This window comes from Kitasatospora sp. NPDC057595 (assembly GCF_042800875.1).
In the GTDB taxonomy this organism is placed as follows: domain Bacteria; phylum Actinomycetota; class Actinomycetes; order Streptomycetales; family Streptomycetaceae; genus Kitasatospora.
The window spans coordinates 145,233-158,628 of record NZ_JBHVGL010000018.1; the positions used below are offsets into that span (position 1 = coordinate 145,233).

At 72.8% G+C, this 13,396-nt stretch carries 11 protein-coding genes; 2 read left to right on the plus strand and 9 right to left on the minus strand.

Annotated features, from left to right (window positions below; genetic code table 11):
• From ACFU9E_RS25460 to ACFU9E_RS25480, 5 genes are all read right to left on the minus strand, one after another.
• Positions 1–264: an acyl carrier protein gene (locus ACFU9E_RS25460; protein ID WP_380684426.1), complete on the minus strand. Its 264-nt coding sequence runs from the start codon at positions 262–264 to the stop codon at positions 1–3.
• An 80-nt stretch (positions 265–344) separates the two neighbouring features.
• Positions 345–1,586: a beta-ketoacyl synthase N-terminal-like domain-containing protein gene (locus ACFU9E_RS25465; protein WP_380684427.1), complete on the minus strand. Its 1,242-nt coding sequence runs from the start codon at positions 1,584–1,586 to the stop codon at positions 345–347.
• A gap of 5 nt (positions 1,587–1,591) precedes the next feature.
• Complete coding sequence (locus ACFU9E_RS25470; RefSeq protein ID WP_380684428.1) at positions 1,592–2,851, minus strand: beta-ketoacyl-[acyl-carrier-protein] synthase family protein; 1,260 nt, start codon at positions 2,849–2,851, stop codon at positions 1,592–1,594.
• Complete coding sequence (locus ACFU9E_RS25475) at positions 2,848–3,282, minus strand: cupin domain-containing protein (RefSeq protein WP_355373990.1); 435 nt, start codon at positions 3,280–3,282, stop codon at positions 2,848–2,850. The genes ACFU9E_RS25470 and ACFU9E_RS25475 overlap by 4 nt, the downstream gene beginning before the upstream one ends.
• 53 nt (positions 3,283–3,335) lie before the next feature.
• The gene (locus ACFU9E_RS25480) at positions 3,336–4,502 is read right to left on the minus strand and encodes a SchA/CurD-like domain-containing protein (RefSeq protein ID WP_380684429.1); all 1,167 of its coding nucleotides are present in this window, start codon (positions 4,500–4,502) and stop codon (positions 3,336–3,338) included.
• Positions 4,503–4,806: 304 nt separating this feature from the next.
• Here ACFU9E_RS25480 and ACFU9E_RS25485 point away from each other — a divergent pair, with 304 nt between their 5' ends.
• Positions 4,807–6,432 carry an FAD-dependent oxidoreductase gene (locus ACFU9E_RS25485; RefSeq protein WP_380684430.1) on the plus strand — a complete coding sequence of 542 codons (1,626 nt, stop codon included), beginning with the start codon at positions 4,807–4,809 and terminating at the stop codon, positions 6,430–6,432.
• Between the two features lie 80 nt (positions 6,433–6,512).
• Here the strand turns inward: ACFU9E_RS25485 and ACFU9E_RS25490 are convergent, their stop codons facing one another.
• From ACFU9E_RS25490 to ACFU9E_RS25500, 3 genes are all read right to left on the minus strand, one after another.
• The gene (locus ACFU9E_RS25490; protein ID WP_380684431.1) at positions 6,513–8,177 is read right to left on the minus strand and encodes an APC family permease; all 1,665 of its coding nucleotides are present in this window, start codon (positions 8,175–8,177) and stop codon (positions 6,513–6,515) included.
• Positions 8,178–8,596: 419 nt separating this feature from the next.
• Positions 8,597–8,908 (minus strand): hypothetical protein, encoded by a 312-nt coding sequence (locus ACFU9E_RS25495; protein WP_380684432.1) that lies wholly within the window; start codon positions 8,906–8,908, stop codon positions 8,597–8,599.
• Complete coding sequence (locus tag ACFU9E_RS25500; protein ID WP_380684433.1) at positions 8,905–9,234, minus strand: SAV_915 family protein; 330 nt, start codon at positions 9,232–9,234, stop codon at positions 8,905–8,907. Before ACFU9E_RS25500 ends, ACFU9E_RS25495 begins: the two co-directional genes overlap by 4 nt.
• Before the next feature lie 465 nt (positions 9,235–9,699).
• Between ACFU9E_RS25500 and ACFU9E_RS25505 the strand changes: the two genes are divergently transcribed.
• Complete coding sequence (locus tag ACFU9E_RS25505) at positions 9,700–11,922, plus strand: NADP-dependent isocitrate dehydrogenase (protein ID WP_380684434.1); 2,223 nt, start codon at positions 9,700–9,702, stop codon at positions 11,920–11,922.
• 219 nt (positions 11,923–12,141) lie between these two features.
• Here ACFU9E_RS25505 and ACFU9E_RS25510 read toward each other — a convergent pair whose 3' ends face one another.
• Positions 12,142–13,110, minus strand: a complete 969-nt coding sequence (locus tag ACFU9E_RS25510) for a cytochrome c oxidase assembly protein (RefSeq protein WP_380684604.1) — start codon at positions 13,108–13,110, stop codon at positions 12,142–12,144.
• Positions 13,111–13,396 lie beyond the last annotated feature (286 nt).

A 13,396-nucleotide genomic window follows, 5' to 3' on the forward strand; every position in this document is an offset into this window, starting at 1 on the left:
TCAGGCACCCGCCTTCGCGGTGGTGACCGCGGAGTCGACCAGCTCCAGGAACTCGGCCGGGGTCTTGGCCGACTCCGCGCCGTTGGTGACCTTCACGCCGTGCCGGTTCTCCAGCTCGCCGACCACGCCGAGCAGGCCGAGGGAGTCCACGCCGAACTCGTCGAAGGCGGCGCCGGGGCGCTCCAGCGCGGCCGGGTCGATGACGACGCCGGCCCGGGCCTGGATCAGCGCCGCGAGTTCGGGATAGCTGAGGGTGTTGCTCACGGGGTTTCCCTTCGTAACGAGCGAGTGGTGAGCGAGGGGTGAACGGATGGATCGGGGCGGAGCAGGGCGGAGCGGGGAGTTCAGGACGGCTCGCCGCGCCGGAGCACCAGCGCCGCGTTGGAGCCCATCAGCCCGCGGCTGAGCACCAGCGCGGTGCGCAGTTCGGCCGGGCGGGCGCGGCCGGTCACCAGGGCCAGGTCGTGGGCGACCTCGGTGACGTTCGGGGTGGGCGGCAGCACGCCGTCCTCCATGGCGAGCACGGCGGCGGCGGTGTCCAGCGCGGGCGCGCCGCAGTAGGCCCGCCCGGTACCGGACTTGGGGGCGGTGACCGGCACCCGCTCGGCGTAGGGGCCGAGCGCGTCGGCCAGCGCGAGCGCCTCGGCGCGGTCGGCGGCCGGGACGCCGAGGGCGTCGGCGAAGACCACGTCGATCTCCTCCGCCGCGATCCTGGCCCGGTCCAGGGCGATCCGGATCGCCGCGGCCAGGCCCTCCCGGGACTCCGCCCAGCGGGAGGCACCGGTGAAGGTCGCGCCGTGGCCGGCGATGTGCGCCCGGACGGCGGCCCCGCGCCGGCGGGCGGTCGCCTCGTCCTCCAGCAGCAGCATCGCGCCGCCCTCGGCGGGGGCGAAGCCGGCCGCGTCGGGGGAGAACGGCAGGTAGGCCCGGTCCGGCCGGTCGGCGAGGCTCAGCTCGGGGTAGCCGAGCTGGCAGACCATCGAGTAGGGCGCGAGCGGGGCCTCGGCGGCGCCGACCACCACCGCGTCGGTGCCCTGCTCGACGGCCCGGGCGGCGTGCGCGATGGCGTCCAGGCCGCCGGCCTCGTCGCTGGCCACCACCGCGCACGGGCCCTTGTAGCCGCCGCGGATGGAGATCTGGCCGGTGCTGGCGGCGTAGAACCACGCGATGGACTGGTAGGGGCCGACGAACTGCGGCCCCTTGCCCCACAGTTGCTGGAGCTCGCCCTGGCCGAACTCGCCGCCGCCGGAGCCGGCCGCGGTCACCACGCCGACCGCGTACGGCTGTTCGGGGTCAGCGGTGAAGCCGGCGTCCGCCACCGCCTGGTCGGCGGCGGCCATCGCGTAGTGCGTGAACCGGTCGGTCTGCACCAGGTAGCGGTTGTCGACGACGGCCCGCGGGTCGAAGTCCCGCACCTGGCCCGCGATGCGCAGCGGGAGGTCGACGCAGCCCTCACGGGATATCCGGTCCAGGACGCTCACGCCCTGTCGGGTGGCCTTCCAGAAGGCGTCGGCCCCGACCCCGTTGGGTGCCACCACGCCCAGGCCGGTGATCACCGCCCGGCGTTCCTGTTGACGTGACGTCATGGATCTCACCCCGTTCTCGTGAGTACGACAGCGGACTGGAATCCGCCGAATCCGCTGCCGACCGACAGGATGTTGCGCAGCGGCAGCTCCCGGGCGGCGCGCGGCACGTAGTCGAGGTCGCACTCCGGGTCGGGCGTCTCGTAGTTGGCGGTCGGCGGCACCACACCGCGGTCCAGCGCGAGGGTGCAGGCGACCACCTCGATGGCGCCGATCGCGCCGAGCGAGTGCCCGACCATCGACTTGATCGAGCTCATCGGCGTCCGGTACGCGTGCTCGCCGAGCGAGCGCTTGACGGCCGCCGTCTCGTGCCGGTCGTTCTGCTTGGTGCCCGAGCCGTGCGCGTTGACGTAGTCGACGTCGGTGCGGTCGGTCCGGGCGTGGTCGAGCGCGTGGTCGATCGCCCGCGACATCTCCAGCCCCTCCTGGGTGAGGCCGGTCATGTGGTAGGCGTTGCCGAAGGTCGCGAACCCGCCGATCTCGCCGTAGATCCGCGCGCCGCGCCGGCGGGCGTGCTCCAGCTCCTCCAGGACCAGGACGGCGCCGCCCTCGCCGAGCACGAAGCCGTCCCGGTGGGCGTCGAACGGGCGGGAGGCGTGCGCCGGGTCGTCGTTGCGTTCGCTGGTGGCCTTGATGGCGTCGAAGCAGGCGACGGTGATCGGCGAGATCGGCGAGTCGGAGGCGCCGGCGACGCAGATGTCGGCGCGCCCGTCCTCGACCGCCTGGAAGCCGTACCCGATGGCGTCCAGGCCGGAGGTGCAGCCGGTGGAGACGGTCTGCACCGGGCCGTGCGCGCCGGTCCGTTCGGCGACCGCCGAGGCGAGCGTGCTGGGCGCGAACGCCCGGTGCAGCTGCGGTTCGGCGAGCCGGTGGTCGACGTCCCAGCGGGCGCCGCCGGCACTGACCAGGGCGTAGTCGTGCTCCAGCCGGGTGGTGCCGCCGACGGCGGTGCCCAGCGAGACGGCGATCCGCCACGGGTCCTCGGCGGCCAGGTCGAGTCCGGCGTCGGTGATCGCCTCGTCGGCCGCGACCATGGCGAACTGCACGTAGCGGTCGGCCCGTCGGACGTCGTCCGGGCCGAGCCCGTGGGCCGCCGGGTCGAAGTCGCACTCGGCGGCGATCCGGGAGCGGAACCCGGCGGGGTCGAAGAGCGTGATGCCCCGGGTCGCCGTCCGCCCGGCGGTGAGGAGGTCCCAGAACGCCGGGACCCCGACCCCTCCGGGCGCGACCACGCCGATTCCGGTGACGGCGACCCGACGGCGGCTCACGAGCTCACCTTGGCGTGTTCCGGCGGGCCGGAGTTGACCACCGGCCCGGTCTCCTCGGTGTCGACGTGGCCCAGTTCGGGGCGCGGCGCCAGCGGGCCGAGGTGGAAGACCATCTTGGCCACGGTGTCGCCGACGTTGCGGAACCGGTGGCGCATGTCGATCGGGATCATCAGGCCCTGCTCGGGCTTGAGCACCCGGGTCTCGCCGTCCAGGTCCACCTCCAGGTCGCCGGTGACGACGAACACGAACTCCTCGGAGTACGGGTGGTAGTGCTCGCCGATCCGCTCGCCGGGCTGCACGATGGCCAGGCCCATGAACCCGCTGGTGGCGCCGCAGGTGGTCGGGGTGAGCATGGCGCGCAGGTCGCCGCCGCGCCGGCGGTTCTCCGGCGCCTCGGAGACGTTCACGATCCGTGGGTACTGCGTGGACATGGTTTCTTCCTTCTTGCCGGGGCTTGCCGGAACTTGCCGGAGTGCGGTGGTGGTCAGGAGTCCTGGGACGTCCGGTCGGTGACCGGGTTCATGCTGCGGGCGGCGAGGAAGGCGCGCAGTCCGGCCTCGGTCCGCAGGTCCCCCTCCGGGCCGAGGTCGAGCAGCCGGCCCAGCACGGTGGCCTCGCGCTCGCCGGCCACACCGAGCGCCGCCGCCGGGTCCGCCTCCGGCGGCAGCCGCAGGTCCACCAGCCGCACCACGACGTCCCCGCGGTGGAAGACGGTGCTCGCGGCGACCGGGCCGGTCGGGTCGGCGGTGGCGAGGTCGTCGTACTCGGCCAGCACGTCGGTGACCGACTTCCCCTTGCCGGGCTTCACCGGGTACAGCACGGCGTGCCGGTGCAGCCGCCCGGAGGCCGGGGAGCCGGCGACGGCCTGGTTGGCGGCCGGCAGCGCGGCCCGGGCGAAGAAGGCGCGTGCCGCCTGCGGGTCGCCCAGCTGACGGGCCTCCTCCAGGTGCGGGTTGATCGCCTCCTCGACGGCCCGCACCTCGGGCTGCATGGCGACGTGCCGCAGCGCCTCGCCCAGGCTGCCGATCACCTCGACCGCGCGGACCACCCGGTTGCCGTGCATGAACAGCGACGTGCGGCGCAGCCGGGTGGTCTCGTCCACCTCCGCGCGCGGGGAGGCGTAGCCGGACAGGATCCGGGCCACCTCCGGCTCGCTGCCGGGCTTGACGGTGAAGGTGAGCGCGTGGCGCACGACGCCGTCCGGTCCCGGGTCGGCCTTGGGCGGACCGGCCTGTCCGGCGGGGGCGGAACGCGGCAGGTCGGCCGGCACCTCCAGCGGCGGCCGGCTGCCGGTGGCGCCGGCGGCGGAGGTCTCCCGGAGGATCGCGTAGCGCAGGGAGCGGAAGGTGTCGCTGACGCAGCCGTGCATCGGCTTGACCATCTCCCGGTGGGCGGGGCTGTCCACCCACTGCAGGAAGGTCTCCTGGTCCTCCCACTCACTGGTGATGAGCCACTGGCGGGGGTCGTTGATCGACTGGCAGAGCTGGTCGCTGACATGGCCGGGCACGGTCGCGACCTGGTGGCGCAGCTGCTCGTACACGTCCATGAAGCGCTGCTGGGCGCCGTCCTGGATCTCCAGCATCAGCACCACCCGCAGGCGCGTCTCGGAGGGGGAGTGCTGCCGGGCGGGCGGTTCGGACAGAGTCGTCATGGTCCACTTTCTGCTTCTGGGCCGCGCGCGTCGGGGGCCGCGTGCGGCGGCGCCGGTGCCGGAGGAGGCCGGGCGGCCCCCGGCGGGAGGGGTGCGGCGGTGGCCGTCGGCCACCAGGCCTGAGGTCGATCGTGCGCGGCGCTTCCGGGCGGCGCGAGATATGCGGGCCATCCGGGCGACGAGACGGCACAACGCGCCCGGCGCGGGGGACGGTAGGAACGGGCCACCGCGTCCGCGGGCCCCCGAGAGGGCCCCGCCGAGGCTCGCGCCAGGCCACGAACTCCCGTACAGGCTGGAGCAATTGATGAATCCGAAGGTGGACGACCGGGTGCCGGTCCTGATCGTCGGCGGCTCGCTGGTCGGGCTGTCGGCCTCGCTCTTCCTGGGCCGACTGGGTGTCAGGCACCTGCTCGTCGAGAAGCACGCCGACACCTCGCATCACCCGCGTGGCCGAGGCAACAACGTGCGGACGATGGAGCTGTACCGGGTGGCCGGGATCGAGGGGGCGATCCGCGAGGCGGCGTCCGTCCTGGCCCCGAACCACGGCATCCTGCAGGCACCCTCGCTGACCGGCGAGGAACAGGAGTGGCTGTTCCGGGAGATCGACCCCGGCGGACGGCTGGCCCGCTTCAGCCCCAGCTCATGGTGCCTGTGCAGCCAGAACGACCTGGAACCGGTGCTGCGCCGGACCGCCCGCGAGCTGGGCGCGGAGATCCGCTTCGGCACCGAGCTGGTCTCCTTCGAGCAGGACGCCGACGGCGTCACCGCGCTGCTGCGCAGCCGGGAGACCGGCGAGGAGCGGGTCGTCCGGGCGCAGTACCTGATCGCGGCGGACGGCCCGCGCAGCCCGGCCCGCGACCGGCTGGGCATCGGCCGGAGCGGCAAGGGCGAGCTGTTCCACAACGTCAGCATCACCTTCCGGGCCAAGCGGCTGGCCGAGGCCGTCGGCGACCGCCACTTCATCGCCTGCTACCTCACCAACCCGGAGGCGGACGGCGCCCTGCTGCCGGTCGACAACCGGGAGGAGTGGGTCTTCCACGCGCCCTGGCACCCGGAGCTGGGCGAGCCGCTGGAGGCGTTCACCGACGCGCGCTGTGCCCGGCACATCCGGGCCGCCGTCGGGATGCCCGAGCTCGACGTCGAGGTGACCGGCAAGGCCCCGTGGCACGCCGCCGAGCGGGTCGCCGAGCGCTACTCGGGCGGGCGGGTGTTCCTGGCCGGGGACTCCGCGCACGAAATGTCGCCGACCGGCGCGTTCGGCTCCAACACCGGCATCCAGGACGCGCACAACCTGGCCTGGAAGCTCGCCGCGGTGCTCTGCGGCTGGGCCGGCCCGGGCCTGCTGGAGACCTACGGGCACGAGCGCCGGCCGGTGGCGCAGGTGACGAGCGAGCGCGCCTCGGCCCGCTCCGCCGAGCACAGCCACCCCGGGTACGCCGTCGTCCCGGGCGTCGGCCGGCAGGCCGGGGTGCTGGCGGTGGCGCTCGGCTACCGCTACCGGGAGGGCGCGGTGCTCGGCACCGACCCGGCCGGCCCGGTGGTCCCGGAGTCCTTCGAGTCCACGGGCGAGCCGGGCAGCCGGGCGCCGCACCAGTGGCTGCTGCGGGCGGGCGTGCGGCTGTCCACCCTCGACCTGTACGAGCAGGCGATGGTGCTGCTGACCGGCTCGGCCGGCACCGCCTGGCAGGATGCCGCCCGCCGGGCGGCGGACCGGCTGGCCGTCCCGCTGGACGCCTACCGGATCGGCGACGGCGCGGACGACGACCTGGCCCCCGAACCGGGCGCCGACTTCGCCGCCCTGCACGGCATCCGCCCCGACGGCGCCCTGCTGGTGCGCCCCGACGGCTTCGTCGCCTGGCGCTCCGAGCACCCGGCCGACGACCCCGAGGCCGCCGTCGAGCACGCGCTGCGCACGGTGCTGTCGCTGTAGCGGGGGCGGGCGGGCGAGCAACGGAAGGGCCCGCCGGGTCGCACATGGCCGGCGGGCCCTTCGTCATGTCCGTCGCGGGGTCAGTGGCCGCCCTCGTCGACGACCTCGACGTCCTCGATGTTCCGCTCGATGATGTCGGCCGGCAGGGCGACCCGGATCGCCCAGTAGTAGATGGCCAGGGAGAAGACGGCGACCGCCGCCATGTCCCACCACATCGGGATCCGGCCGGTGCCGTCGCCGAAGCCGCCCTGCCAGGAGATCAGGCCGAGGCCCAGCAGGTAGGCCGGCAGCCACTGGGCCGCCCGCCAGTCCATGTGCGGGGCGTTCGGCAGGCCCTTGCGGATGGCGTAGGTGGCGTAGCCGCCGAGCAGCAGGTAGCCGATGACGATGGCGACGCCCAGGCGGGACAGGGTGTGCCAGCCGGACCAGTAGATGATGAGGCTGGAGACGATGAAGGACGCCGGGGCGACGGCCGCGCCGCCGGGCAGGCGGTAGGAGCGCTCGCGCTCCGGCAGCCGGCGGCGCAGCGCGCCGAAGGCGAGCGGGGCGCCGGCGTACATCAGCACGCTGGCCGAGGTGATGAAGCCGACCAGCTCCTGCCAGCTCGGGAAGGGCATGAAGCAGATGACGCCGGTGACGAACGACATGATGAGGCCGAACCACGGGGCGCCGCGCTTGTCGACCCGCTCGAAGAGCTGCGGCGCGTAGCCGTTCTTGCTGAGGCCGTACGCGATGCGCGAGGTGGAGGTGGTGTAGATGAGGCCGGTGCCGCCGGGGGAGACGATGGCGTCGAAGTACAGCACCCAGGCCAGCCAGCCCAGGCCGACCACGGTGGCGAGGCCGGCGAAGGGGCCGTCGATGCCGGGGAAGTCGAGCTTGTCCCAGCCGTTGGCGAAGGAGGAGGCGGGCAGCGCGGCGATGAAGACGACCTGCAGCAGCACGTAGATCGCGGTGCCGATGGCGACCGAGCCGAGCACGGCGCGGGGGATGTCGCGCTTGGGGTTCCGGCTCTCGCCGGCCAGCTGGATCGCCTGCTCGAAGCCGAGCAGGGCGAAGATGATGCCGCTGGCGCTGACCGCGGTCAGCACGCCCTTGATGCCGAACGGGGCGAAGCCGTGCGAGCTGAAGTTGGAGCCGTGGAAGTTGGTCACGGACAGCACGAAGATCGCGAACAGCGGGACGAAGATCTTCAGCCAGGTGGCGGCGCTGTTGGTGCGGGCGAGCACCCGGACGCCGAGGAAGTTGACCGCGACGAACAGGCCCATCAGCAGGACGGCGACCACCATGCCGCTCGGGGTGAGGGTGCCGTTCGCGTTGAGGAAGCCCTGCGCGAACTCCCAGTGCCCGGCGTAGCCGATCATCGCCTCGACCTCGATGGGCGCGACGGTGGCGGCCTGCAGCCAGGAGAACCAGCCGAAGGACATGCCGGCCAGTCCGCCGAAGGCGTAGTGCGGGTAGCGGGCGGTGCCGCCGGCGACCGGGAACATGCCGCCGAGCTCGGCGTGCACGAAGGCGAGCAGGACGATGGCGACCGCGCCGATGCCCCAGGAGACGAGCGCCGCCGGTCCGGCGACGACGACGGCGTTCTTGGCGCCGTAGAGCCAGCCCGAGCCGATGATCGAACCGACCGAGGCCCACATGAGGCCGATGAGGCCGACTTCGCGGCGGAGTGACCGGTGGGTGGTGGTTCCGGTGCCGGAACCGGTGCCCGTGCCGGGCGGGGTGAGCTGGTTGAGGGAGGCCATGCGCAATCTCTCTGTGCTGTGGGGGCTCCGGTCGTGCGGAGCGCGGAGAGTTGCCACACGGTAGGCGTATTCAGAGACATCTGCACAGATTTCATTACTGAATGTTTACCTACTTCGCAGGATATTTCCGCAGGTAGGCGGCGATCTGTTCATGCGCCCGTTACGTGACTCATGAGTAGTTCCGCCATTTGAGCCCGATTTGAGCATTGGTTCGTACTCGTGCAGGATGGCTGGGCGATTGGATCATAGGAATCAGACCGTTCGTATAAAGATGCAGTCGTTCCCGGATCGCGTAGGGTGACCCCATGCGTTCCCGGGCCGATGAGCGCCGCCCGTACCACCGGTGGACCTCATCCGGCCGGGCCCCGCCCGGCACCCCGTCGTGGAGGCCGGCGGGCGGGCACGGGCGTCCGGGGGTGTCAGGGCACCGGGCGCAGGGCCGGCCGGGCGGGGACCAGGGCGCGCAGGACCAGGTCGACGCGGACGTGGGCGGCGCCGGCGCGGAGCAGGGCGGCGGAGACGGCGCGTAACTCCTCCGGGCCGGTGCAGGCGAGCCGCAGTTCGAGGTCGGCGTCGCCGGCCAGGGCCAGCCCGCTCTGCACCGCCGGGATCTCGGCGGCCAGCCGCTCGAAGTCGAGCGGGACCGGACCGTAGCTCACCCGGGCCAGCGCCTGCAGTGTGCGGGCCGGCTCGGGCTGCGGCGCGTCCGGGACCAGGTGGAGTGCGCTCACCGGCGCTGGAGGTGCGCGCCGGAGCGGGCGGCGGGCTGCCCGGCGGCCGGGCGGGCGGCGTCGGCGCCGGACGGGCCGTTCACGGGCGGGGCGACCAGGCGCGGATCCAGCACCAGGTCGTCGATGCCGAGCGGCGCGGTCAGCGCGCGCAGCGCCGGTTCGCCGAGTTCGACGGCGGCCTGCTCCGGGCCGAGCAGTTCGGCGAGCGCCTCCGCCGAGCTGAAGCCGACGGCGCAGCGGCTGCCGTCGCGCAGACGGAAGAGGCGCAGGGAGGTGGTGCGTCCGGTGACGGTGACCGGGACGTGCCAGACGACGACGCGGGCCATGCGGGTGCTCCCGAGTGGTGGAGTGGGGCCTGCCGGAACTGCTCGGTGCTGCTCGGTGCTGCTCGGTGCTGCGCGCGATCGCTCGTGACCGCTCCTCCGAAGCTAGGGCGGGCGCGGGCGCACGGTGAACAGTCCTGACACAGCGTTGACCGAATGCCGCACCGTGTTGACGAAGTCCTGACGGCCGGGTGCACCGCTCACCGGACGGCCTTCCCTTTCGGTGTGGAGTTCTTCACCCTGAGCACCCTGAGCACCCGGACCGCCGGCGGCCGACGAGGCCGAGTCCGACGCCCGTCTCGCCGCCCTCCGCGGGGCCCGTTGAGGCGCCGCCCGGCCCGCTCCGGTTGCCCCGCGACCGCGCCGGGACGACGGTGGAGCTGATCCGTGCCCGGGGGGAGGTGGAGCGAAGGGGCGGTCACGAGATATCTTGACGTCAAGACGTTGGAGACGTGAAGCGGAGTACCGATGACTGACTCGACCATCATCTATACGCACACCGACGAGGCGCCGGCCCTGGCCACCTACTCGTTCCTGCCGGTGGTGCAGGCCTATGCCTCGACGGCCGGCGTGAAGGTGGAGACTCGCGACATCTCCCTCGCCGGGCGGATCATCGCGAGCTTCCCGGAGCGTCTGACCGAGGACCAGCGGATCGGCGACGCCCTCGCCGAGCTGGGCGCGCTCGCCAAGACCCCGGGTGCCAACATCATCAAGCTGCCGAACATCTCGGCCTCGATCCCCCAGCTCAAGGCGGCCATCGCCGAGCTGCAGGCGCAGGGCTACGCGCTGCCGGACTACCCGGACGACCCGCAGACCGACGAGGACAAGGACGTCCGCGCCCGTTACGACAAGGTCAAGGGCAGCGCCGTCAACCCGGTCCTGCGCGAGGGCAACTCGGACCGCCGCGCCCCCGCGTCGGTCAAGAACTACGCCAAGACCCACCCGCACCGCATGGGCGCCTGGTCGGCCGACTCCAAGACCAACGTCGCCACCATGGGCGAGAACGACTTCCGCTCCACCGAGAAGTCGGCCGTCATCGCCGCCGACGGCGCGCTGCGCATCGAGCTGGTCGCCGAGGACGGCGCCACCACCGTGCTGCGCGAGTCCGTCCCGGTGCTGGCCGGCGAGGTCGTGGACGCCTCGGTCATGCGCGCCGCCGAGCTGAACGAGTTCCTGGCCGCGCAGGTGGCCCGGGCCAAGGCCGAGGGCGTGCTGTTCTCGGTCCACCTGAAGGCCACCATGATGAAGGTCTCCGACCCGATCATCTTCGGCCACGTGGTCCGCGCCTTCTTCCCGCAGACCTTCGCCAAGTACGGCGACGTGCTCGTCGCCGCGGGCCTGAACCCGAACAACGGCCTCGGCGGCATCCTGGCCGGCCTGGAGAACGTGCCGCACCTGGGCGCGGAGATCAAGGCCTCGTTCGAGGCCGAGCTGGCCGAGGGCCCGGCCCTGGCCATGGTCGACTCCGACAAGGGCATCACCAACCTGCACGTGCCGAGCGACGTCATCGTCGACGCCTCGATGCCGGCCATGATCCGCACCTCCGGCCACATGTGGGGCCCGGACGGCCAGGAGGCCGACACCCTCGCCGTGCTGCCGGACAGCAGCTACGCGGGCGTCTACCAGGCCGTCATCGACGACTGCCGCGCCCACGGCGCCCTGGACCCGGCCACCATCGGCTCGGTCCCGAACGTCGGCCTGATGGCCCAGGCCGCCGAGGAGTACGGCAGCCACGACAAGACCTTCGAGATCGCCGCGGCCGGCACCGTCCGCCTGGTCGACACCGAGGGCAACGTCGTCCTGGAGCAGGCCGTCCAGCCGGGCGACATCTTCCGCTCCTGCCAGACCAAGGACCTGCCGATCCGCGACTGGGTGAAGCTGGCCGTCACCCGCGCCCGCGTCTCCGGCACCCCGGCCGTCTTCTGGCTGGACGAGACCCGCGCCCACGACGCCGTGCTGATCGAGAAGGTGAAGACCTACCTCGCGGAGCACGACACCGACGGCCTGCAGATCGAGATCAAGTCCCCGGTCGAGGCCACCACGTTCTCGCTGGAGCGCATCCGCCGTGGCGAGGACACCATCTCGGTCACCGGCAACGTGCTGCGCGACTACCTGACCGACCTGTTCCCGATCCTGGAGCTGGGCACCAGCGCCAAGATGCTGTCGGTCGTCCCGCTGATCAACGGCGGCGGCCTGTTCGAGACCGGCGCCGGCGGCTCCGCCCCGAAGCACGTCCAGCAGCTGGTCAAGGAGAACTACCTGCGCTGGGACAGCCTGGGCGAGTTCTTCGCGCTGGCCGCCAGCTTCGAGCACCTGGCCCGCACCACCGGGAACGCCCGCGCCCAGGTGCTGGCCGACACGCTGGACCGCGCCACCGGCACCTTCCTCAACGAGGACAAGTCGCCGAGCCGCCGCCTCGGCGGCATCGACAACCGCGGCAGCCACTTCTACCTGGCCACGTACTGGGCCCAGGAGCTGGCCGGCCAGACCGAGGACGCCGCGCTCGCCCAGGCCTTCGAGGGCCTGGCCAAGACGCTCACCGAGCAGGAGCAGGCGATCGTCGAGGAGCTCATCGCGGTGCAGGGCTCCCCGGTCGACCTGGGCGGCTACTACCAGCCGGACCCGGCCAAGGCCGCGGCCGTGATGCGCCCGTCGAAGACCCTCAACGAGGCGCTCGCCAACCTCGGCTGAGCCCGGGGGAACAGGGGTTGAACCCGGGAGGCCCCGGAGGTCCGACAGCGGACCTCCGGGGCCTCCCGGCGTTTCCCCGCGGGGCCCGGGCGCCCGGGCGGGAGCGCTTCCGGAAATGCTCCCGCGAACGCTCCCGCGAACGCTCCTGGAAACGTTTCCGGAAACGCCGGAGCCCCCGTCCGGATCGGACGGGGGCTCCTTCGGCGCTGCCGCCGGGGCTCAGCCGGCGTCGGCCGCGGGGCGCCGGCTGCGCTGGTCCAGCGAGGCCAGGTAGGCGTTGTACGCCGCCAGCTCGGCGTCACCGCTGCGGTCCTCGGCGCGGTCCCGGCGGCGCGAGAGCCGCTGTTCCGAGCCCATCCACTGGTAGACCAGCGCGATCAGCACGATCGCGGTCGGGATCTCGCCGAACGCCCAGGTGATGCCGCCGGCGAGCTTCTGGTCGGCCAGCAGATCGGTGCCGGGTGGCGCCATCTCGGTGGTGAAGGTGTTCACCAGCTGGTGGTTGGCCATCATCACCGCGACGCCGAAGAAGGCGTGGAACGGCATGCCCATGAACAGCTCGATGATCCGCATCACGTGGCCCGGCCGGTGCGGGCCCGGGTCCACGCCCATGATCGGCCAGAAGAACACCAGGCCGGTCGCCAGGAAGTGCACCATCATGAAGATGTGCCCGAGCCGGTACTGCATGAGGAAGTCGAACAGCGGGGTGAAGTAGACCCCGTAGAGGCTCGCGATGAACAGCGGGATGGTGAAGGCCGGGTGCGAGACCACCTTGATGTAGGTCGAGTGCAGCAGCGCCACCAGCAGCTCGCGCGGTCCGCGCGGACGTCCCTTGCCGGCCGGCCGCAGTGCGCGCAGCGCCAGGGTGATCGGCCCGCCGAGCAGCAGCAGGATCGGCGACAGCATGGAGAGCACCATGTGCTGCATCATGTGCGCGCTGAACAGCACCATGCCGTAGTCGTTCAGCCCGGTGCAGGTGACCAGGATCACCGAGCCGACGCCCAGCACCCAGGCCACCGTGCGTCCGATCGGCCAGCTGTCGCCGCGCCGCCGCAGCCGGACCACGCCGGTGAGGTACAGCGCGAGCGCGGCCAGGCTGCCGATCAGGAACACCCAGTCGGGAGACCAGGTGAGCACGTTGGAGAGCGAGAAGGGGCCGAGTTCGGTCATCCCGCCGTGGTGGTGCATGCCTGACATTCCGTCGCCCATCGGCGAGTCCCGCTTTCCCTCGTCCCGGACCCTGGACGGGTCCGGTTCGCCCGTTTTGCTTCGGCATACAGCCTAGGCGGGCCTTACCCCGGCCGGTTCCCCGGCCCCCGTTCCGTCCCCCCGGTCGGGTGGGACCGCCGCCCGCCGAGCGGTCCGCCGGGCCGCCCGCCGAGCCGCCCGCCAGTACGGGTTCGATCGGCGAGGAACCGCGCCCGCGGCTGTGCCCTTCGTCCGGAAACGACCTCCGCCCGGCGGTGCACCGCGC